Genomic DNA, 21,407 nt, shown 5'->3' on the forward strand with positions numbered 1-21,407 from the left:
GCCCGCATGATGGGCCGAACGATCTTCATCGACCCGGGGCGCTGCATCGGCTGCCAGGCCTGTGTCTCCGCCTGCCGGGAATGCGACTCGCACCGCGGCAAGTCGATGATCCACCTCGACTACACCGACGAGGGCCAGTCCGTCGCCTCCCTCCCCACGGTCTGCATGCACTGCGAGGACCCCGTCGCCCCCTGCGCCGAGGTCTGTCCCGCCGACGCCATCCTGGTGACCGCGGACGGGGTGGTGCAGCAGGCCGACACCACCCGCTGCATCGGCTGCGCCAACTGCGTCAACGCCTGCCCCTTCGGCGTACCGAAGATCGACCTCCAGGCGAAGCTGCAGATGAAGTGCAACCTCTGCTACGACCGCACCGCCTACGGGCTCGCCCCGATGTGCGCCACGGTCTGCCCGACCGGAGCGCTCTTCTACGGAACCGTCGAGGAGCTCCAGGCCGAACGCCCCGGCGTCCAGGTCGCCGACACCTTCGTCTTCGGCGAGACCGAGGTCCGCACGGGCGTCGCCATGGTCGTCCCCGCGGACCGGGTCCAGTGGCCGGTGCCGGGCGGTCTGCCCGTCGTGGAGATCAACGGGAAGGACGTCCGCCGATGAGCGTCACGGAACAGCCGCAGCCCTCAGGCGAACCGCCCGCCGGCGAACCGCCCGCCGGTGAACCGCGCGCCGGGGGCCCGCCCTCGGGGGACGCGCGCGACGCCCTGCACGACCGGATCGCCGCGGATTCCCTCACCACCCGCCGCGACTACCTCCGCATCGTCGCCACCGTCTCCGGCGGCCTCGCGATCGGGGGACTCGGCGTCGCCGGCGGCATGCTCCCGCGCCACGGGGACCCCGAGGACGACAAGGCCCCCGCGCCGAAGAGGGTCAGCTCCCAGCTGCTGCCCGGGGAGTCCCTCGCCTTCAGCTACCCGGAGGAGGAGGACAAGGCGGTCGCCGTCCGGCTCGACGACGGCACACTCGTCGGCTATTCGGCGATCTGCACCCACCTCGCCTGCGCCGTGCTCTGGCGGAAGGACCGGGGCTCCGAGGGCGAGCTGTACTGCCCCTGTCACGAGGGCGTCTTCGACGCCCGCACCGGCGAGGTCACCGCCGGCCCGCCGCCGCGCGGGCTGCCCAAGGTGATCCTGACCGAGCAGCCGGACGGCAGTATCTGGGCCGTCGGCACCACCCGCTCCGGCGAGAGCATCGAGAAGGGGCTGTGCCGCCAGCTCGGCGACGACCGCCCGGACCTCGCCTCCCGGATCGGCTGCCCGGGAGTCCGCGGGGGCGCCGAAGCACCCCAGACCGCCGCCAGGCCCGGTACGGAGGCCACGTCCGCGACCGCCGCCACCTCCCGCGGCGCCGCCACCTCCCTTACGGGGACCACCGCGCCCGACACCACCGGCAGGTCGTCATGAGCGACGCACAGGAGCCCGCCGGCCCCCGCTACCCGGAGTACCACCCGGGCAGCGCACGGCCCGAACTCAACCGGCCCCTCCACGAGCGCTACCCGCAGATCCGGCCTACCAGCGGCTACGGCGACCCCAGAATCAACCGCACGGGACCAGGACCGGGAGCGGGTACCGACCAGGAACCGGAACGGTCCTCGAAGCTCACGGCCCGGCTGACCCTGGCCATGACCGTCGTCATCGGGCAGCTCTGGGGCCTCACCGTCGTCGTCGACGAGTACATGGAGGGCCATACCGGTACCGCCTGGTGGGGGGCCGGTTTCCTCTGCCTCTCGTTCCTCGTCGTACTCGGGCTCTGGTGGCTCGACCCCAAGGACCGCTGACCGGCGCCCGCCCGCTGACCGGCGCCCGCCCGGCGGCCGGGGCGCTCCCGCGCGCCGCGGAGCGGCCGTACCCTGGATGTATGAGTACCGCCCCCGCCCCCGGACCGCGCGATGCGAAGCCGAGCTCGCCGGACCGGCCGAAGACCGAACCGGCGCTGATCTTCGATGATCCGCTGGACCAGCAGTCCGCGGACGACACGGACCGGGGATGGGGTGAGCGGGCCCCCTCGGGTGGCGGTGCCACCGACCTGGCCCGTTTCCTCGACGAGAAGCCGCCCCACCACATCTGAGCCAGCCACCGTCTGAGTCCGCCACCGTCTGAGCTCGCCACGCCCCGCCACCGTCTGAGTCCGACGCCACCGTCCGGGTCCTATGCCGACTGACCCCACCACCTTCTGGGTCCTGCGCTGTCTGACTCCACCACCGTCCGGGTCCTACGCCACGGCGGACGGCCGCGACCCGGCGCTCGGCGTGGCACTACTCCTGTGACTGCGGCCCGGGTCCTCTCCGCGGTTCCCGTCCACCGGGTTCCCGCCGCTGCCGCTGCCGCTGCGCGGGGAGACCAGCGCGTCGCGGATCTCCTTCAGGACCTCCAGCTCGCTGACCTCCAACGTCTCCTGCACGCCTTCCGCCGCCGCCTGCATGGCGGCCCGCTTGGCGAGGTACTTCGCCATCGGGAGCACCATCAGGAAGTAGACGACGGCGGCGGTGATCAGGAAGCTGAGGGTGGCGCTGAGGACCGAGCCCCACAGGATCCGGATGCCCTCCGTCGCCTCGCCCGTCTTCGGGTCCGTCACGCAGGGGCCCTTGAGGCAGGAGCTGTAGTTCTCCATATCCTGGGTGCCGAAAGCACCGACGAGCGGGTTGATGACGCCCTTGACGACAGCGTTCACGATGTTCGTGAACGCGGCGCCGATGACGACGGCCACCGCCAGGTCGATCACGTTGCCGCGTGTCAAGAAGGCCTTGAAGCCCGCCAGCAGACTGTCGTTCTTCTTCTCGCTCACGCCTGAGCCGTCGTTTGTATGCGCCGTAAGGGGAACCAACTGATCCGCAACACACGGCAGTACGGGGTGGGACCACCTCATCCATGGCTGTTGTCAGGTGACGTGATAGTGCGTCAGTACGAATCAGCACAGGATCACCGCAAACCCGCCCGAGATTCCCGCACCGGCCAGCGTCGCGGCCGTCGCCCGCGGTACGGAGAGCACGATCAGCGCCCCGTACTCCGTGGAGCCCTCCGCCGCAGCGGGAGGCACCTGGGCCACCCGTGCCCCCTTCGCCAGCACCCGGGAGCCACCTCCGGACCCCCCGGACGCGATCACGTCGACCCGGTCGCCGGGGCGCAGCAGCCGGACAGTCGCCGCGTCGGCGATCCGGACGGGCGCGGACACCAGGCGGACCGGCGGTGACGCCCGGTGCGGGGACGCGCCGGCGGCGTCGGACGCACCAGCTGGCCCGGCTGCCGCATGCCCGGCCCGGTCGCCGCCCTCGGCCCCACTCCCGCCGAGCCCCGAAACGGCCAGCGCGGCAGCCGTCAGCGCCAGCCCCGCGGCCGTCGCCCGCCGCTGCCGCCAGACCGCCCGCCGCAGCCGGTGCGCACTGCCCCCGCGCACCCGCAGAGGCGGAAACGGCGGTACCCCGCCCGGAGGTGGCACGGGGGCGGGCAGAGGCGGGGAAGCGGAGGGGGAGGGGGACGAGGGCTGCGGGGGCCGGGAAGGAGGACCGTACGGAGGCATGCCAAACACCGCCTGCGATGAGGGAGTTCAGAGAACAGGGGAGTGAGAATCGGACCGGTCGATCGGGCCGGAGGTCACCGGCCGGACAGCCCTCACGATGCCCCACCCGCGAGATTCCCGCTGAGCCCTGTGGGCGGTCCACACGATGTGGAAAACTCCCTCACCCGCCTGAGGGCGGAGGCGAGAACCGGACCCCGCTCACGGCAGGCAGTGCTGACTCCGCCCACCGGCAGGCCGCACCGAACGCGCCTACCTGCGGGCAGCAGCGACCCCGCCTGCCGGCGGACAGCACCGCCCCCCCCGCGTACCGGCAGACAGCGCCGCCTCGCCCCTACGGCAGCACGATCCCCGTGTCGATCCCGTCCAGCGCGTGTGGGCACAGGCAGTCCCGGTCCGCCTCCGCGGGCAGCGCGGCCACCGCCTCGAAGAGCACCGAACGCAGCCGGTCGACATTGGCCGCGAAGACCCTGAGCACCTCGTCGTGGGAGACCGCCTCGCCGGCTTCCGCGCCCGCGTCCAGGTCCGTCACCAGCGTCAACGTCGTGTAGCAGAGGCCCAGCTCGCGGGCGAGCACCGCCTCCGGGTGCCCGGTCATGCCGACCACCGACCAGCCCATCGCGGCGTGCCAGCGCGACTCCGCCCGGGTCGAGAAGCGCGGCCCCTCGACCACCACCAGCGTGCCGCCGTCCACCGCTTCCCAGTCCCCTGCGCGGGCCGCCGCGAGGGCGACCTTGCGACCCGTGGGGCAGTACGGGTCGGCGAAGCCCAGGTGCACCACCTTCGGCGCCACCCCGTCCGCCCGGGTCTCCCCGTCGTAGAACGTCTGGACCCGGGTCTTCGTGCGGTCGACCAACTGGTCCGGCACGAGCAGCGTCCCCGGCCCGTACTCCGGCCGCAGGCCGCCCACCGCGCACGGGCCGAGCACCTGCCGCACGCCGACCGAGCGCAGAGCCCACAGGTTGGCGCGGTAGTTGATGCGGTGCGGCGGCACATGGTGGCCGCGGCCGTGGCGGGGGAGGAAGGCGACGCGGCGGCCGCCGACCTCGCCGAGGAAGAGGGAGTCGCTCGGCGCTCCGTAAGGGGTCTCCACCCGCACCTCGGTGACGTCCTCCAGGAAGGAGTACAGCCCCGAACCACCGATCACACCGATCTCTGCGTTCACCATGCGGTCACAGTAGGCGGTCACTCAGCAGCTGACGCAGCCGGGCGAGCAAGATGCCGAGAAGCCGAGGCCGCCGGGCGGAAGGCCGCAAGCGGCCGAGGCCGGGCGGCCAACGCGGAGAACCGGCGCGGGGCGGACGACGCCGAGGACCGAGAAGCCGACGCCGGGCGGACGGCCCCAAGCAGCCGAGGTCGGGCGGAGAGCGCCGAGAACCGAGGCGGGGCGGCCAACGCCGAGAACCGGTACGTACGGCCGGGCGCAAGGCCCCGAAAAACCAACGTCCGGCGGACAACGCCGAGGACCCCGCCGAACGGATCGGCGGGGTCCCGGTGAAGCGGAAGCCAGGTGGGACGGTCGGGCGGCGCCTCAGGCGGCCGACGAACCGCTCGACGCGGACGACGAAGAAGAAGAGGACGCCGAAGAAGACGCCGTGGACGAGCTGGAGGAACCGGAGGAGGACGTCGACGAAGAGGTCGACGACTTCGCGTCCGATCCCGACGACGAGGATCCGGAACCGGATGCCTTCGCAGCGGCCGGGGCCGGCGTGCTGCTCGACGACGATCCACGGCTGTCGTTCCGGTAGAAACCGGAACCCTTGAAGACGATGCCGACCGCCGAGAACACCTTCTTCAGGCGTCCATCGCAGCTCGGGCACACCGTAAGGGCGTCATCGGTGAACTTCTGCACCGCTTCGAGGCCCTCGCCACACTCGGTGCACTGGTACTGATAGGTCGGCACTTTGTTCCTCCTGGCACTCTGACTCAATGAGTGCTAACGACGCTCCATACTGACGTATTCCGCGGCATCAGTCCACCGTGACCGGTCCGCGGTGACCGATCCCACGTGCCACGGTCCGTCCCGAGGCCCTCGGGAGGAGCCGGGAACGCAGCGCCACCAGCGTCACCAGCGCCAGCACCGTGCCCACGAGCGGCACCAGGAATCCGGTGCTGGCGCCGTGGGCGTCCGCGAGCCGTCCGGCCACCGTCACCGCGGCCGCCTGGCCGAGTGCGACGGCACCCGTCAGCCAGGTGAACGCCTCGGTCCGGGCGGAGCCCGGGACGAGCGCCTCGACCAGCGTGTAGCCGCTGATCAGCGCGGGGGCGATGGAGAGGCCGACCAGCAGGCCGAGCCCGGCCAGCAGCGGCACGGAGTGCACCGCCCACAGGCCCGACGCGGTGAGCGTCAGGGCGGCGTATCCGGCGATCAGCCGACGCCGCGGGCCGGTCTTCCAGGCGATGGCGCCGCAGGCGATGCCGGCCAGCATGTTGCCGGCCGCGAAGATCCCGTACAGCAGACCGTTCGCACCGGGGCTGCCGATCTCCTCGGCGAAGGCGGTCAGCGAGACCTGCATGCCGCCGAAGACCGCGCCGATCCCGAGGAAGGCCACCGCGAGGACGCGTACGCCGGGGACGGCCAGCGCGGAGGCGTGCCGCTGCGCTCCGGCGGAACCGGTGGCGCGTACGCCGGGCTCGGTGGCGCGCTGCGCGGCGAAGAACAGGCCGCCGCACAGGGTCAGGACGGCTTCGGCGAGCAGCCCCGCCGCCGGGTGCACCCCGGTGCAGAGCGCGGTGGCGAGGACCGGGCCGATGACGAAGGTGAACTCGTCCGTCACCGATTCGAAGGCCGCCGCCGTCGACATGAGCGGGGAGGCCTCACGCCCCGGCGCCGCTCCGAGCATGGCCGCCCAGCGGGCCCGCACCATCGGGCCGACCTGGGGGACCGAGGCGCCTGCCGGGACCGCGGCGGCGAACAGGGCCCACATCGGGGCGTCCGCCAGCGCGAGTGCGGTCAGGCCCGAGACGGACGCCGTGTGCACGAGGACGCCCGGCAGCAGCACGGCGCGCTGGCCGAAGCGGTCGGCGAGCTTGCCGGTCTGCGGGGCGAACAGGGCCATGGAGACCCCGGTGACGGCGGCGACGGCTCCCGCGCTGCCGTACGAACCGGTGGTGTGCTGGACGAGCAGGACGATGCCGATGGTCAGCATCGCGAAGGGCTGCCGTGCGGCGAAGCCCGGCAGGAGGAAGGTCCACGCACCCGGGGTGCGCAGCAACTGCCCGTATCCGGGGCGGTCGGAGACCGTGGACGCCACGGTCCATGCCTTTCTGCCGCCTGGTGGCCGTGCCCCTGCGAGGCGGGCCGGCACAGGGGTGCGGGCCCGGTCAGGAGCTGCCGAGAGCTGTCCTCTTCGCGCGGAACTGCGGTAGATGCCGGGCGCTCGCTCAGAGGCGGAGGACGCCACGACCGCCATACGGTCGCGCCAGCTCTGCGTCAGGCAGAGTTGGTGGATCAGATAGGTCGATCTGGGTTTCCTTGATGCTACAGGCAAAAGCCGTGGGGCACCTGGGATTGTGTCCAACGCAATCCCTGTCACCTGTGAACGCGTGTGCGTCCTCAGTGATGTGCCTTGGTGTCCCGGGTGCCGGTCCCGCCCTCGTGCTTCCTGAGGTCGTCCGTCCTGCCCAGCTTCTTCACGGCCTTGAGCGCGTTGGCCATATGCGGCCCGGTGAGGCTCTCGGCGGCGTTGCCGCCGGTCCCCAGCCAGCCGGCCAGCTTGCCGCCCTCGCCGATCGCGCGCAGCCGGGCCTCGGTCGCGTCGCGCACGGGGTCGGTCGTCACGACCAGCAGTTCGTCGCCGCGGCGCAGCACGGTCGAGGGCGCGGGCACGAAGCTCTTGTCGTCCCGGACGACGAGCGTCACGCCGGCCCCTGCGGGCAGGCGCAGTTCGCCTACCTCGACGCCGTGCATTTTCGACTTCGCGGGGATGGCCACCGAGAGCAGATGCCCGCGCAGCCGCTCCAGGGGCGCCGACTCGATGCCCAGGTCGGCCGCCTCGGACGGGTCGTCGGCGATCTTGAGGGCTTTGGCGAGCCAGGGCAGGGTCGGTCCCTGGATGAGGGTGTAGACGACGACGAGCACGAAGACGATGTTGAAGACCCGGGTGGAGCCCTCGATCCCGGACACCATGGGGATGGTCGCCAGGATGATGGGCACCGCGCCGCGCAGGCCGGCCCAGGACATGAGGGCCTTCTCCTGCCAGGGCAGCCGGAAGGGCGCCAGCGAGATGAAGACCTCCAGCGGCCGCGCCACCACGGTCAGCACCAGCCCGACGACGACGGCGGGCCAGAAGTCGTCGACCAGGTCGTGCGGGGTGACGAGCAGTCCGAGCAGGACGAACATGCCGATCTGGGCCAGCCAGCCGAGTCCGTCGGCGAAGCCGCGGGTGGCGGGCCAGTGCGGCAGCTTGGCGTTGCCGAGGATCATCGCGGCGAGGTAGACGGCGAGGAATCCGCTTCCGTGGAGCATCGCGCCCGCCGCGTACGCGGACACCGCGATGGCCATCACGGCGATCGGGTAGAGGCCCGAGGCGGGCAGCGCCACATGCCTCAGTCCGTAGGAGCCGAGCCAGCCGACGGCGATGCCGAGCGCGGCGCCGATCGCCAGCTCCAGGGCTATCTCGCCGACCAGCACGTACCAGCTGTCGACGGGCCCCACGGTCGAGAACGCGACGACCAGGATCACCACAGGGGCGTCGTTGAAGCCGGATTCGGCCTCCAGGACGCCGGTGATCCGGGCGGGCAGGGGCACCTTGCGCAGCACGGAGAAGACCGCGGCGGCGTCCGTGGAGGAGACCACCGCGCCGATGATCAGCGCCTGCCGCCATTCCAGACCGACCAGGTAGTGCGCTCCGGCGGCGGTCACGCCCACGCTCACGCCGACGCCGACGAGGGAGAGGACGACGGCCGCGGGCAGCGCCGGCCTGATCTCTTTCCACTTCGTCCCGAGGCCACCCTCGGCGAGGATCACCACCAGGGCCGCGTAGCCGATGACCTGCGTCAACTCCGCGTTGTCGAACTTGACGTCGAAGAACCCGTCCTGCCCCAGGGCGATCCCGATGCCGAGATACAGGAGCAGACTGGGGAGCCCGCTGCGTGACGAGATGCGTACGGCCGCCACCGCGACGAGCAGGACGAGCGAGCAGACGAGCAGAAGTTCGTTGAGCGCGTGGACAGTCAGTGGCCGGTCCTTCCCTGCGTACGCCTGCCGGATCGGCTTCCGGTGGCCGGTACTTCATTACCTTACCTAATCTTTAACGTTTTCTTGATGCGTTCGAGTATTCGTACGATCGCTACGCAATTCGAGCCATCCCGATACCGCGTCCGACCGGCATCGGCGCTGCGCCTATGGTTGCTCCTGCACTCCCAGGACCACCCTGCCCCTCGAAGGACAGCGATGCCCGCCACAACAACCGCCTCTGCCGCCTCCACGGCCACCGTCGGCGGTGGGCCGCGCAAGAAGAAGGGGCGACGTGCCCGCCTGCTCGTGATCGTCCTGGTGCTGGCGCTCGTCGCAGGCGTCGGTTACGGAACGTACTGGTCCGTATCCACCGTGCGCGCCTCGTACCCCCAGACCAACGGGACGATCCACCTCACCGGGCTCGGCAGCAACGTCGACGTCAAGCGCGACAGTTACGGAATCCCGCAGATCTACGCGGACTCCGACGCCGACCTCTTCCGCGCCCAGGGCTTCGTCCAGGCGCAGGACCGCTTCTGGGAGATGGACGTCCGCCGTCACATGACGGCCGGCCGGCTCTCCGAGATGTTCGGTTCCGGCCAGGTCGAGACGGACTCCTTCCTGCGCACGCTGGGCTGGCGCAAGGTGGCCCAGGAGGAGTACGACACCGTTCTGTCGGACGAGACGAAGAAGAACCTCCAGGCGTACGCGGACGGGGTGAACGCCTACCTCAAGGGCCGCGACGGCGCGGACATCTCCGTCGAGTACGCGGCCCTCGGCTTCACCAACGACTACAAGCCGGCCGAGTGGACCCCGGTCGACTCGGTGGCCTGGCTGAAGGCCATGGCCTGGGACCTGCGCGGCAACATGCAGGACGAGATCGACCGTTCGCTGATGACCAGCCGGCTCGACGCGGATCAGATCGAGGACCTGTACCCGCCCTACCCGTACGAGAAGCACAAGCCGATCGTCGGTGAGGGTGCGATCTCCCCGGTCACCGGGAAGTTCGACGCGGACGCGAAGCCGTCCGACGGCACCGGCTCCGGGACCGCCGAGGGCGCCACCCAGGGCCTCACCTCCCAGCTCGGCGCGCTCTCCGACACCCTCGACGAGATCCCCGCACTGCTGGGTCCGAACGGCAACGGCATCGGGTCGAACTCCTGGGTCGTCGCGGCCAAGTACACGACCACCGGCAAGCCGCTGCTCGCCAACGACCCGCACCTGGCGCCGCAGCTGCCCTCGCTCTGGTACCAGATGGGGCTGCACTGCCGCGCCGTCTCGGCGACCTGCAAGTACGACACGGCCGGCTACACCTTCTCGGGCATGCCCGGTGTGATCATCGGCCACAACCAGGACGTCGCCTGGGGCTTCACCAACCTCGGCGCGGACGTCACCGACCTCTTCCTGGAGAAGGTCTCGGGCGAGGGCTACCTGTACGACGGCAAGATGAAGCCCTTCACCGTCCGCGAGGAGACCATCAAGGTCGCGGGCGGCAGGAGCCGGCACATCACCGTCCGCGAGACCAACAACGGTCCGCTGGTCTCCGACCGCAGCAGCGAGCTGGAGAAGGTCGGCCAGAAGGCCCCCGTCAGCAACTCCGCCCCCGACCGGGCGGACGGCTACGGGGTGGCGCTGAAGTGGACCGCGCTGGAACCGGGTCACTCGATGGACGCCGTCTTCGAGCTCAACCGGGCCAAGGACTTCACCACCTTCCGCAAGGCGGCCGAGCACTTCGAGGTTCCCTCGCAGAACCTCATCTACGCCGACACCAAGGGCCACATCGGCTACCAGGCGCCGGGGAAGATCCCGGTCCGCAAGTCCGGTGACGGCACGCTGCCCAGCCCCGGCTGGTCCTCGTCGTACGGCTGGAAGAAGGACCCGATCCCGTTCGACGAGCTGCCCTACGAGTACGACCCGGAGCGCGGCTACATCGTCACCGCCAACCAGGCCGTGATCGACGAGGACACGTACCCGTACATGCTCACCAAGGACTGGGGCTACGGCAGCCGCAGCCAGCGGATCAACGACCTCATCGAGTCGAAGATCAAGGGCGGCGGGAAGATCTCGACCGAAGACATGCAGAAGATGCAGATGGACAACACCAGCGAGATCGCCGCGCTGCTGGTGCCCGAGCTGATGAAGATCAACATCTCGGACAAGGACGTCCGTCAGGCGCAGAAGCTGCTGGAGGGCTGGGACTACACCCAGGAGGCCGACTCGGCGGCCGCCGCGTACTTCAACGCGGTCTGGCGCAACATCCTCAAGCTGGCCTTCGGCGACAAGCTGCCCAAGGAGATGCGCGTCGAGGGCGAATGCCTGAACGTGCCCCCGGCCAAGAGCTCGGGCCCGCTCGACGAGCAGGACAAGCTGGTACGCGAATGCGGTCAGCGCGACCCGGACTCGGCGCAGCCGGACGGCGGCGACCGCTGGTACCAGGTCGTCGCGAACCTCATGGACAAGCCGGACAGCAAGTGGTGGAAGGCTCCGAAGTCCCGCAAGGACAAGGCCACCGAGAACCGTGAGGAGCTCTTCGCCCGCGCCATGGAGGACGCCCGCTGGGAGCTGACGGCCAAGCTCGGCAAGGACATCACCACGTGGAGCTGGGGCCGGCTGCACCAGCTGACCCTGAAGAACCAGACCCTCGGAACGGAAGGGCCCGGACTGCTCCAGCGGGCGCTCAACCGGGGCCCCTGGAACCTCGGCGGCGGCGAGGCCGCGGTGAACGCCACCGGCTGGAACGCGGCCGGCGGCTACGAGGTGGTCTGGGTCCCGTCGATGCGGATGGTCGTCAACGTGGGGGACTGGGACAAGTCCCGCTGGATCAACCTCACCGGGGCCTCCGGGCACGCCTTCGCCGCGCACTACACCGACCAGACCGACAAGTGGGTCAACGGTGAACTGCTCGACTGGTCCTACGGGACGAACGCGGTGGCCGGGGCGACGAAGGACACGCTGACGCTGAAGCCGTAGGGGGCCGGCGGGGGGCCCGGGCCCTCGGGCGCCGCCGCCCGCCCGCGGGCCCGCAGCGGAACCTCAGCCGCCGAGGCCGGCCTGTGTGTCGTCGGGCGCGGGCCCGCGGGCCCGCGGCGCCCCCCCCGGCCGCCTTCAGCCGTCGCTGAAGCGCCGCGGCCCCGCCGGTGTCACCACGGCGTCCACGGGGTGGTCGTGCGGTTCCTCCGGGACCCGCGCGGCCACCTCGTCGTCGTACAGCAGGACGATCAGCGCGGGGTGCGCCCCGGCCGCCGCGAGGCGCGCCAGCACCCGGTCGTAGCTGCCGCCGCCGCGGCCGAGCCGCATCCCGCGGGTGTCCACGGCGAGGCCCGGCAGGAGCACCGCCTCCGCCGCCAGGACGGCATCGGGGCCGAGCCGCTTTCCCGCCGGCTCCAGAAGCCCGCGGCCGGCCTTCCTGAGGCTCTCCGCTCCCTCGTACGGCGCCCAGTCCAGGTCGTTGTCCGCGAGGAGTACCGGCAGCAGGACGCGTACGCCCCGCGAGCGCAGCGCGTCGAGCAGCGCGCGGGTCCCCGGTTCGCGCCCCACCGAGACGTACGCGGCGACCGTGGCGGCCTCGGCGATCTCGGGCAGTTCGAGTGCGCGGCGCGCCAGGGCGGTGGCGGCCAGCTCGACGTCCTCCGCCGTCAGAAGACGCCGGGCGGCGAGCAGTTCACGCCGCAACAGCGCCTTTGCGGACATCTCGGTGTTCAACGGGGCACCTGCAGTTCTCCTGTATCGACGCATTCAAGGGCAAACTTAACCGGAGGATCATCTTCCGCCCATGTGCGCCGGTTAGGGTTCTGCGCATGACTCAGTCGAACCTCAGGATCAGCAAGGCCGTCATCCCGGCGGCGGGCCTCGGCACCCGCTTCCTGCCGGCTACCAAAGCCACTCCCAAGGAGATGCTTCCTGTCGTCGACAAGCCTGCCATCCAGTACGTCGTGGAGGAGGCGGTCGCCGCCGGGCTCTCGGACATCCTGATGGTCACCGGCCGGAACAAGCGTCCCCTGGAGGACCACTTCGACCGCAATTACGAGCTGGAGTCGGCGCTGACCCGCAAGGGCGACGGCGAACGGCTGCGCAAGGTCCAGGAGTCGAGCGATCTCGCCTCCCTGCACTACGTCCGCCAGGGCGATCCGAGGGGCCTCGGCCACGCGGTGCTGTGCGCGGCACCCCACGTGGGCGATCAGCCGTTCGCCGTCCTCCTCGGTGACGACCTGATCGACCCGCGCGACCCGCTCCTCGCGCGCATGGTGGAGGTCCAGGAGCGCGAGGGCGGCAGCGTCATCGCGCTCATGGAGGTCCCGCCGGAACTGATCCACCAGTACGGCTGCGCGGCCGTCGAGCCGACCGCCGAAAGCGACGTCGTGCGGGTCACCGGCCTGGTCGAGAAGCCCGAGCCGGCCGACGCGCCCAGCAATCTCGCCATCATCGGCCGCTACGTGCTGGACCCCGAGGTCTTCGCCATACTGCGCAGGACCGAGCCGGGCCGCGGCGACGAGATCCAGCTGACGGACGCCCTTCAGCTACTGGCCGAGGACGAGAAGGCCGGCGGCCCGGTGCACGGTGTGGTCTTCAAGGGCCGCCGCTATGACACCGGGGACCGGAGCGACTATCTGCGTGCCATTGTCAGACTCGCGTGCGAACGTGAAGATCTGGGCCCGGAGTTCCGGGCCTGGCTGCGAAGTTTTGTCACCGAGGAGATGTAGGACCTTGAGCAGCACGATCTGGTCGGTGGACGAGCACCTGGAAGACATCCTCGCCGCGGTGAGGCCGCTCGAACCCATCGAGCTGCAACTGCCCGAAGCCCAGGGCTGCGTCCTGGTCGAGGACGTCATGGTGGAGATCGCCCTGCCACCCTTCGACAACAGCTCGATGGACGGCTACGCGGTCCGCGTCGCCGATGTGGAGGGCGCCACGGAGGAGTTTCCCGCCGTCCTCACCGTCATCGGGGACGTCGCGGCGGGCGACGCCGGCCTGCTCGGCGACCAGCGCGTGGGTCCGGGCGAGGCCGCCCGCATCATGACGGGGGCCCCGCTTCCGGCGGGCGCCGAGGCCGTGATCCCCGTCGAGTGGACCGACGGCGGTACGGGCGGCGGGCCCGCCGTCACGATGCGTGCCCACAGCGACGCCCCCGAGGGTGCGCGCGGCGAGGTGCGCGTCCACCGGCCGGTCGAGGCCCGCGCCCACGTGCGCGCCCGCGGCAGTGACGTGCGGCCGGGCGATCTGGCGCTGCGCGCCGGTTCGGTGGTGGGGCCGCCCCAGATCGGCCTGCTCGCCGCGATCGGCCGTTCGACGGTGAAGGTGCGGCCCCGTCCGCGCGTCGTCGTCATCTCCACCGGCAGCGAACTGGTCCAGCCGGGCGAGGAGCTGACCGGCGGCCAGATCTACGACTCCAACAGCTTCGCGCTGACCGCCGCGGCGCGTGACGCCGGAGCGATCGCCTACCGGGTCGGCGCCGTCACCGACGACGCCGAGACGCTGCGGGCCACGATCGAGGACCAGCTGATCCGGGCCGACATCGTCGTCACGACCGGCGGCGTCAGCGTGGGCGCGTACGACGTCGTCAAGGAGGCCCTGTCGCCGGTCGGCGACGAGGACGAGCCGGGCGGCGGCGTCGACTTCCGCAAGCTCGCCATGCAGCCCGGCAAGCCGCAGGGCTTCGGCTCCATCGGGCCGGACCACACGCCGCTGCTGGCCCTGCCGGGCAACCCGGTCTCCAGTTACGTCTCCTTCGAACTGTTCGTACGGCCCGCGATCCGCACCCTGATGGGCCTGCCCGAGGTGAACCGCCCGACGGCCAGGGCGTCGCTCGTCACCGACAAGGCCCTGTCCTCCCCGGCCGGAAAACGGCAGTTCCTGCGCGGGACGTACGACGCGCAGGCGGGCACCGTGACGCCGGTCGGCGGTTCCGGATCGCATCTGATCGCCGCCCTCGCGCAGGCGGACGCGCTCATCGTGCTGCCCGAGGACGTCACCTCGGCCGAGCCAGGCGCGGACACCGAGGTGATCCTGCTCCGCTGACCGCCGCCCGGTGGCGGTACGGTATCTGCCGCTGTGCCTTCCGGGGGACACCCCCCGGACCCCGGACCTGCACCCCGGTGCAGCACCGGGGCAACCGGCGCCCTACCGCTAGGCGGAGTTAGTTGAGTACGCAGAACAGGCTGACGCACATCGACGAAGCGGGGGCCGCCCGCATGGTCGACGTCTCCGCGAAGGACGTCACCGCGCGTGTCGCCCGCGCCAGCGGCCGGGTCCTCGTCTCGCCGCGTGTCATCGAGCTGCTCCGGGGCGAGGGGGTTCCCAAGGGCGACGCCCTCGCCACCGCGCGCATCGCCGGGATCATGGGCGCCAAGCGCACCCCGGACCTGATCCCCCTGTGCCACCCCCTCGCCGTCTCCGGCGTCACGGTGGACCTGGGGGTGGCCGACGACGCGGTGGAGATCACGGCCACCGTGAAGACGACGGACCGCACCGGCGTGGAGATGGAGGCCCTGACCGCGGTCTCGGTCGCCGCGCTGACCGTCATCGACATGGTCAAGGCCGTCGACAAGTCCGCGGTCATCACGGACGTCCGGGTCGAGGCCAAGTCGGGCGGCAAGTCCGGCGACTACCGGCGCACCACGCCCGGCGGGGCGGACGCGTGAGCGCCCAGGAGACAGCTGCCGCTGCCGCCGGTTACCGCGCCCTCGTGGTGACGGCCTCGAACCGCGCCGCCGCGGGCGTCTACGCCGACAAGGGCGGGCCGCTGATCGCCGAGGCGCTGTCCGGGCTCGGCTTCACGGTCGACGGGCCGCTGGTCGTCCCCGACGGCGATCCGGTCGGGCAGGCGCTGCGGGACGGAGTGGCAGCCGCGTACGACGTCATCGTGACCACCGGCGGTACGGGCATCTCGCCCACCGACCGCACCCCCGATGTCACCCGCAACGTCCTGGACCACGAGATCCCCGGCATCCCCGAGGCGATCCGCGCCGAGGGGCGTGACAAGGTCCCCACGGCCGCGCTCTCGCGTGGTGTGGCGGGCGTGGCCGGCCGTACGCTCGTCGTCAATCTGCCCGGGTCCACCGGCGGGGTGCGTGACGGGCTCGCGGTCCTGACCCGCCTCCTGGTGCACGCCGTCGACCAGCTCCGCGGCGGCGATCACCCCCGACCGGGGAGCCCGAGCTGAACGTCCCCACGTGGCCGGTGATCCTGGTGGACGGCGACGTCGCCCTCCGGCCGATAAAGCTGCGCGACCAGGGCGTGTGGCGTGAGGTCAACCGGCGCAACCGGGACTGGCTGCGCCCCTGGGAGGCGACCGTGCCGCCGCCCGCCCCCGGCGGACCGGTGGCCCAGCGCCCCACCTACCGCCAGATGGTCCGCCATCTGCGCGGCGAGGCCAACGCGGGCCGGATGCTGCCGTTCGCGATCGAGTACGAGGGCCGGCTGGTCGGCCAGCTGACGGTGGCCGGGATCACCTGGGGCTCGATGTGCTCGGGCCACGTCGGTTACTGGGTGGACCAGGACGTGGCGGGCCGCGGGGTGATGCCGACCGCGGTCGCCCTCGCGGTCGACCACTGTTTCCGCGTGGTGGGGCTCCACCGCATCGAGGTGTGCATTCGCCCCGAGAACGGGCCCAGCCGTCGGGTCGTGGAGAAACTCGGATTCCGCGAGGAAGGGCTGCGCCCCCGCTATCTGCACATCGACGGCGCGTGGCGCGACCACCTGATCTACGCGCTGACCGCGGAGGAGGTGCCCGACGGGCTGCTCCGGAGATGGCACCGGACACGTCCGCGGCGTCCTGAGGGCCCTGGGCGCCCCGACCGTCCGGAGCGCCCCTCGAAATGAAATGTATGTTCGAAATTGATCGGGCGATGAACGCTAACGAACACGCAAACACCGACTGTTGATCCGAACAATCACAAAAAAAGTCCGTGATATCAGCCGGATCGTGCGACACACCGCGCCAATTGGCGGATGCCTCCATGCAAACCCCTCTACGGTGTGAGATGTGAGCAGCAGCGGCCTCATCTACGCAGTCATCGTCGGGGCCTGGGCCGCCTACTTGGTGCCGATGTGGCTCCGCAGGCAGGACGAGCTCAACGAAGCCCGTCCGACGGAACGCTTCAGCACCGCCATCCGGCTGCTGTCCGGACGGGCGGCGATGGAGCGCCGGTACGCCAAGGAGCTGCGGGAGCGCACCGACGAGGAGGCGGCGCCCGACGCCGACCCGGACGCGGTCACGGACCGAATGGATTCCGTGGACGTCCGGGCCTTTTCCGCGCCTCCGGCGCACACCGAGGCCCGGGTCCACGACCCGGCCCGTGCGCCGGAACATCCCGCCCGGGAGCGCCGGGCGCGAGAGCGCCCCGACTCCCCCTCCGCCGACTCCGAGTCCTCCGTCTCCCTCCCCGCACGGCGCCCGCGCCCCGGCGGAATCGACGCGGAACGCGCCCGGCGTGCGCAGCGCCTCCAGGTGCTCGCGCGCCGTCGGCGCACCACCGTCGTCCTCTTCCTCGGGTTCACGCTCGGCGCGGTCGTCGCGGCGGTCGGCGGCCTCCGCTTCCTCTGGGCCCCGGCGGTTCCCGCCGTGCTGCTGAGCACGTACATCGTGCATCTGCGCGCCCAGGAGCGCCGCAGGTTCGCCTTCACCATGGACCGTCGCCGGGCGGAGGTCGCGGCGCAGCGCCTGCGCGAGAACCGCCCCCGCCGCCACCAGGCGGCCGCGCCGGCCCCCGCCGACTCCGACGAGGACCCGGAAGCCCGCCACCCCGCCCCGGAGCCCACCCCCACGGTCTCCCCGCAGGAGGCGGGCCGCCGCGCCCTGGTCGAGCAGACGGACCACGCGGAGTGGGTCGACCAGCAGCGCGAGCGCGGCCGGGTCCAGGGCGACAGCTGGGAGCCCGTCCCGGTCCCGTTGCCGACGTACGTCACCGCCCCGGTCGCCCCGCGCGCCACGGGCGGCGTCGAGGTCGGCAACCCGGAGACCTGGAGCGCGGCCCGTTCCTCCGCCGCCGAACCCGCCCACCCGGCGACGCCGCGGACCGCGACACCGCCGGTGGACCCGGCCCCGCGTCAGCGCTCCGCCCAGTCCCGCCGCGCCCGCGAGCGGGGGCGCACCCCGCTGTTCGACCAGTACGACGAGGACGACCGCCCCCGCGCGGCCAACGAGTGAGACACCCGCTCCGCCCGCTGTGACGCCGACTCGGCTGACCAGCGCGGAACGGATTACCGAGCACCCCGGTCGGGGTGCTAAAGTTTCACTCGTTGCAAGGGCCTGTGGCGCAGTCTGGTAGCGCACCTCGTTCGCATCGAGGGGGTCTGGGGTTCAAATCCCCACAGGTCCACCGCGCAACTGTTCTTGAGTCAGCTCAGGAACGGTGAAGATCCCGTCCGATCGGAAGATCGGGCGGGATCTTCGCGTTGCGCCGACGAGGAGCGACGGTCAGCCGATGCCGGCTTCCTCCCTCCGCCGGCGCCGATGAGCAGCAAGGGCGTAACGCCGTGCCGTCGGCAGCCCGCGGACTCGGGGCCGTTCAGTCCAGCAGTCGCTTCCTCACCGCGCCGAGGACTTCCGCACGGCTGCGGGGGCCGTTGTCGGCGGCGATGAGGTGGTCGCCGATGCGCAGCGAGAAGGTGATCAGGCAGCGCGCCTCGACATCGCCCTCGTCGGGGCAGAAGGCTCCGTAGAGCTCGCGCAGGTAGTCCATGCGCCGGTTGTCGGCGCGGCGGAGGCAGAGTGCGACCCCTTCGTCGCGCCGGGCCCAGTCGCGGATCGCGAGCTCGACCCCGGCGTTGGTCACGGGATTGTCGCCCGCCCCCACGAAGTCGAAGAGACGGCCGAGCCGCTCACGGGCGTCACCCCCGCCGCGTTCGATGCGCTCGATGACGCCCTCGGTGACCCCCTGCTCCCAGGTGGCGAGCATCTCGTCCAACAGGGCGGCGCGGTTGCGGAAGTAGCCGTAGAAACCGCCCTTGCTGACGCCGAGCGCCTGGGCGAGGACCTCGACCCGGACGGCTTCGGGGCCACCGGCGGCGAGCGCCCGCAGCCCTTCCTCGATCCACTTGTCCCGCGGAGTGCGGATCGCGCCCATGCCGTGTCTCCCTCACTTGTCGCTGCGAGTATACGCAGCCGTATAGATGGGTCTATGCTCGATCTATACGGCACCGTATAGACAGGGGTCCGACATGAGCCGTCTGCGCCTTCACCCGACCGATCACACCTCCCGGCCCTGGCGAATCCATGAGATCGCCGGCGACTTCCGGGTCGAGGACGTGTGGGAGCTGCCGACGCCCGGCGGCCCAGACGATCTGCACCACCTGGCCCAGCAGATGGCGGACGGCAAGGACAGCAAGGCCGGCCCGGACGGCGGAAACCCCGTGGGCCGCTTCCTCTTCGCGGTGCGCTGGAAGCTCGGTGCGCTCCTGGGCTGGGACAAGCCGGATTCGGGCGTCGGCGGGCGGGTGGAGACTCTGCGGGACCGGCTGCCGGACGACCTGCGCGACGGGCCGCGCGGGCCCGACTTCCCCGCGGCGCGCTTCACATCGGTCTTTCAGACACACGACGAATGGGCCGCCGAGTACGCCAACCAGACGATGCACGGAGTGCTGCACGTCGGCTGGGTCCCGGACGGGAGCGGAGGCTACCGCGGCCAGATGGCCGTCCTCGTGAAGCCCAACGGCCGCCTCGGCTCCTTGTACATGCTGGGCATCAGACCCTTCCGGTACCTGGGTGTGTATCCGGCGCTGCTTCGATCGATCGGCCGGGAGTGGCGAGAGGGTGCGGCGCGCCGGTCGGCCGGCTGACGCCCCACGGGCCGACGGGCGGACGCCGTCGGCGGCAGAGGCCGAGAGCTGCCGTGGAAGGGGGTCGCCGCATCCGGGTGGAACACCGCATCCCGTCCAGGGGCGGCCCGGCTCTCGGGTCCCGGACTTCGAGCCCCGAGCCCCGAGTCCCGGACTTCGAGTTCCGAGGTCCGGGACTGCGGCCTTCGAACGTCAGTAGCCCAGTTCACTCTTCCGAGGGTGCGTGCGAGGGGTCCCGCCCGAGTCTCGGGCCTCGGGGTCCGGGTGCCGGGCTCCGAGCTCCGAGATTCGAGCGATGTTTTCCATCCGGTAGGTAGAAGAAGGGGGTTGGGGAACCTCCCCCACCCTCCCTGCCCCGTCACGGCGAGCAAGTATGACTGTTTGTGACCGACTTGCGGCTCAGCGTCGCGACTGCTTACGGTGCCGCCAGACGAAGTGACCCCGACGCGGTGTTGAACGCACCGGCCGGGGTCTCACCCCAAGATCGCAAAACCAAGAAAGACGATCTCGTGGCTACCCAAAACCTTAGCGCCGCCCCGCCCGCACCCGCCCTGTCGGCCCCGAATCCGAAGGCCCGGCCCGGCTACGGGAAGCGCTCCGTCCCCGACCAGCTCCCCTCCCGCGCCGATGACTTCGCGTTTCTGCCGGTACGTGAGCGGTACATCGCCGGGTACGTCGACGCGCTGCCCGAGGGTGCGGCGATGAGCATCAAGGCGCTCGCCAAGTGTCAGCCGCTGTACGGACAGATGGCCGTCGGCAGCGCGCTGCGGGCCCTGGGTGTGGCCGGTCATCTGCGCCACGCACGGTGTGCGGTCGGTGAGGGAGACCAGGTCCGCTGGGTCACCCTCACCTTCTGGTCGCGCACGGCCCGCGACAACGAGTGGTGGAACACCTTCCTCGCCGCCGAGGCGGGCCACCGCGTGCCGCAGCCCGTGGTCGCGTCCGTCGCGTCCCCTGCGCCCCCGCCGCCGTGGGCCCCGGCCGAGCCCGCCGTTCCGGCCGCTCCCGAAGCGCCCGTCGCACCCGTCGCGCCGGTGACGGTGTCGATCTTGCCGCAGCAGCGCGTCACCCCGGCGGACTGCTCCTCCGCCTACCTCGCCCTGTCCCGACTGGGCCCGGCCGACAAGCGGCTTGCGCTCTCCGACGACGACTGCCGTGAGCTGGAGGAACTGGCCGCCGAATGGTTCGCACGCGGTGCGGACGCCGACTACTTCATCCACGCCCTCACCGCAGGGCTCCCCGAGACGGTCGAGTCGCCCCGTGGTTTCGTCAGGAAGCGCCTCCTCACCAAGCTCCCGCCCCACCGGCCGGCCACCCCGGTCCCGGCCGCGCCGGGTGCCTCCGCGCCCCGCCTGATGATCGAGTGCACCGACTGCGGTGCACCCGGCAAGGCCGAAGCCTTCCGCGACGGCCTGTGCGGTCCCTGCCGCCGCCCCGCCGAGGCCCCGGCCGCCGTTGAGGTGCGCGCAGACGGGCCCGGCATCGAGCGCGACATCCAGGTGCACGTGGCGCGGCTTCGGGAGCGGCTCGCGATGCGTTGACCGACCAGCGGGTGGGTGGTCCCGGGGCCGGTCCCCCCGCGTGTGCCACTTTGGGACTCGGCCTGGAGCCGGTGGCTCTCGGCGTTCTCGGCAGGGACCGGCCCAGGCTGGCGGAAGTCGCGGTGGTGCGCCGCGCTTCACCCGTGCCCCGGGGTGACGGGAGGGACATCGGCAGCGAACCACGGTGGAGACGCCGGGTGATTCGGTTCCTGGCAAACAACCCGAACCCACATCAACCGCTGTGTCCAGGTGCTAGCTTTCAGCAGCACCACAGACGGTATGAGACATCGAACTCCTTTCTGAAACAACGCTGTTGACGGCCGTGACGCGCAGTTCGTGTATTTCGTCCGATGACTCAGACATGGGGGTCCCACATGCCCAGAACATGGCTG

21 protein-coding genes and 1 tRNA gene are annotated in these 21,407 nt (G+C 71.4%); 14 read left to right on the forward strand and 8 right to left on the reverse strand.

Features of this window, described 5'->3' with window-relative positions:
- Positions 1–6 precede the first annotated feature (6 nt).
- From E6R60_RS20155 to E6R60_RS20170, 4 genes are all read left to right on the forward strand, one after another.
- Positions 7–609 (forward strand): 4Fe-4S dicluster domain-containing protein, encoded by a 603-nt coding sequence (locus E6R60_RS20155; protein WP_136327991.1) that lies wholly within the window; start codon positions 7–9, stop codon positions 607–609.
- A complete protein-coding gene (locus tag E6R60_RS20160; RefSeq protein WP_136327992.1) occupies positions 606–1,412 on the forward strand; it encodes a Rieske (2Fe-2S) protein in 807 nt (268 codons plus the stop codon). The genes E6R60_RS20155 and E6R60_RS20160 overlap by 4 nt, the downstream gene beginning before the upstream one ends.
- The gene (locus tag E6R60_RS20165) at positions 1,409–1,786 is read left to right on the forward strand and encodes a hypothetical protein (RefSeq protein ID WP_136327993.1); all 378 of its coding nucleotides are present in this window, start codon (positions 1,409–1,411) and stop codon (positions 1,784–1,786) included. The genes E6R60_RS20160 and E6R60_RS20165 overlap by 4 nt, the downstream gene beginning before the upstream one ends.
- Before the next feature lie 80 nt (positions 1,787–1,866).
- Complete coding sequence (locus tag E6R60_RS20170; RefSeq protein ID WP_136327994.1) at positions 1,867–2,076, forward strand: hypothetical protein; 210 nt, start codon at positions 1,867–1,869, stop codon at positions 2,074–2,076.
- A 144-nt stretch (positions 2,077–2,220) separates the two neighbouring features.
- Here E6R60_RS20170 and E6R60_RS20175 read toward each other — a convergent pair whose 3' ends face one another.
- From E6R60_RS20175 to E6R60_RS20200, 6 genes are all read right to left on the reverse strand, one after another.
- Entirely contained in the window at positions 2,221–2,793 is a 573-nt protein-coding gene (locus tag E6R60_RS20175; protein WP_136327995.1) for an MscL family protein, read from the reverse strand.
- 123 nt (positions 2,794–2,916) lie between these two features.
- A complete protein-coding gene (locus E6R60_RS20180; protein WP_136327996.1) occupies positions 2,917–3,402 on the reverse strand; it encodes a hypothetical protein in 486 nt (161 codons plus the stop codon).
- Between the two features lie 454 nt (positions 3,403–3,856).
- Positions 3,857–4,690 carry an S-methyl-5'-thioadenosine phosphorylase gene (locus E6R60_RS20185; RefSeq protein WP_136327997.1) on the reverse strand — a complete coding sequence of 278 codons (834 nt, stop codon included), beginning with the start codon at positions 4,688–4,690 and terminating at the stop codon, positions 3,857–3,859.
- Positions 4,691–5,053: 363 nt separating this feature from the next.
- Positions 5,054–5,425 (reverse strand): FmdB family zinc ribbon protein, encoded by a 372-nt coding sequence (locus E6R60_RS20190; protein ID WP_136327998.1) that lies wholly within the window; start codon positions 5,423–5,425, stop codon positions 5,054–5,056.
- Positions 5,426–5,492: 67 nt separating this feature from the next.
- Entirely contained in the window at positions 5,493–6,776 is a 1,284-nt protein-coding gene (locus tag E6R60_RS20195) for an MFS transporter (protein WP_136327999.1), read from the reverse strand.
- A gap of 302 nt (positions 6,777–7,078) precedes the next feature.
- Positions 7,079–8,641: a potassium/proton antiporter gene (locus E6R60_RS20200; protein ID WP_240802633.1), complete on the reverse strand. Its 1,563-nt coding sequence runs from the start codon at positions 8,639–8,641 to the stop codon at positions 7,079–7,081.
- 276 nt (positions 8,642–8,917) lie between these two features.
- On the opposite strand from E6R60_RS20200, the gene E6R60_RS20205 reads away from it, so the two are divergent.
- Entirely contained in the window at positions 8,918–11,668 is a 2,751-nt protein-coding gene (locus E6R60_RS20205; RefSeq protein WP_136328001.1) for a penicillin acylase family protein, read from the forward strand.
- 135 nt (positions 11,669–11,803) lie between these two features.
- On the opposite strand, the gene E6R60_RS20210 is transcribed toward E6R60_RS20205, so the two are convergent.
- Entirely contained in the window at positions 11,804–12,388 is a 585-nt protein-coding gene (locus tag E6R60_RS20210; RefSeq protein WP_136328104.1) for a 5-formyltetrahydrofolate cyclo-ligase, read from the reverse strand.
- A 107-nt stretch (positions 12,389–12,495) separates the two neighbouring features.
- Here E6R60_RS20210 and galU point away from each other — a divergent pair, with 107 nt between their 5' ends.
- The 7 genes from galU (at position 12,496) to E6R60_RS20245 (ending at position 18,015) form a co-directional block, all read left to right on the forward strand.
- On the forward strand, positions 12,496–13,398 hold the full coding sequence (gene galU / locus E6R60_RS20215; RefSeq protein ID WP_136328002.1) for a UTP--glucose-1-phosphate uridylyltransferase GalU: 903 nt from the start codon (positions 12,496–12,498) through the stop codon (positions 13,396–13,398).
- 4 nt (positions 13,399–13,402) lie between these two features.
- On the forward strand, positions 13,403–14,713 hold the full coding sequence (glp, locus tag E6R60_RS20220) for a gephyrin-like molybdotransferase Glp (protein WP_136328003.1): 1,311 nt from the start codon (positions 13,403–13,405) through the stop codon (positions 14,711–14,713).
- A 122-nt stretch (positions 14,714–14,835) separates the two neighbouring features.
- Positions 14,836–15,336, forward strand: coding sequence for a cyclic pyranopterin monophosphate synthase MoaC (gene moaC / locus E6R60_RS20225; RefSeq protein ID WP_136328004.1), 501 nt, complete (start codon positions 14,836–14,838; stop codon positions 15,334–15,336).
- Positions 15,333–15,857, forward strand: a complete 525-nt coding sequence (locus tag E6R60_RS20230) for a MogA/MoaB family molybdenum cofactor biosynthesis protein (RefSeq protein WP_136328005.1) — start codon at positions 15,333–15,335, stop codon at positions 15,855–15,857. The genes moaC and E6R60_RS20230 overlap by 4 nt, the downstream gene beginning before the upstream one ends.
- Before the next feature lie 17 nt (positions 15,858–15,874).
- Positions 15,875–16,516: a GNAT family protein gene (locus tag E6R60_RS20235; protein WP_136328006.1), complete on the forward strand. Its 642-nt coding sequence runs from the start codon at positions 15,875–15,877 to the stop codon at positions 16,514–16,516.
- A 163-nt stretch (positions 16,517–16,679) separates the two neighbouring features.
- On the forward strand, positions 16,680–17,843 hold the full coding sequence (gene glpR, locus E6R60_RS20240) for a gephyrin-like molybdotransferase receptor GlpR (protein ID WP_136328007.1): 1,164 nt from the start codon (positions 16,680–16,682) through the stop codon (positions 17,841–17,843).
- Positions 17,844–17,941: 98 nt separating this feature from the next.
- Positions 17,942–18,015, forward strand: a tRNA-Ala gene (locus tag E6R60_RS20245).
- 189 nt (positions 18,016–18,204) lie between these two features.
- Here the strand turns inward: E6R60_RS20245 and E6R60_RS20250 are convergent.
- Entirely contained in the window at positions 18,205–18,762 is a 558-nt protein-coding gene (locus tag E6R60_RS20250) for a TetR/AcrR family transcriptional regulator (RefSeq protein WP_136328008.1), read from the reverse strand.
- A 94-nt stretch (positions 18,763–18,856) separates the two neighbouring features.
- On the opposite strand from E6R60_RS20250, the gene E6R60_RS20255 reads away from it, so the two are divergent.
- The gene (locus E6R60_RS20255; RefSeq protein WP_136328009.1) at positions 18,857–19,474 is read left to right on the forward strand and encodes a DUF2867 domain-containing protein; all 618 of its coding nucleotides are present in this window, start codon (positions 18,857–18,859) and stop codon (positions 19,472–19,474) included.
- A gap of 509 nt (positions 19,475–19,983) precedes the next feature.
- Complete coding sequence (locus E6R60_RS20260) at positions 19,984–21,015, forward strand: MarR family transcriptional regulator (RefSeq protein ID WP_136328010.1); 1,032 nt, start codon at positions 19,984–19,986, stop codon at positions 21,013–21,015.
- Positions 21,016–21,407: the final 392 nt, after the last annotated feature.

The sequence above is a fragment of the Streptomyces sp. A0642 genome, assembly GCF_004795105.1.
GTDB lineage: Bacteria > Actinomycetota > Actinomycetes > Streptomycetales > Streptomycetaceae > Streptomyces.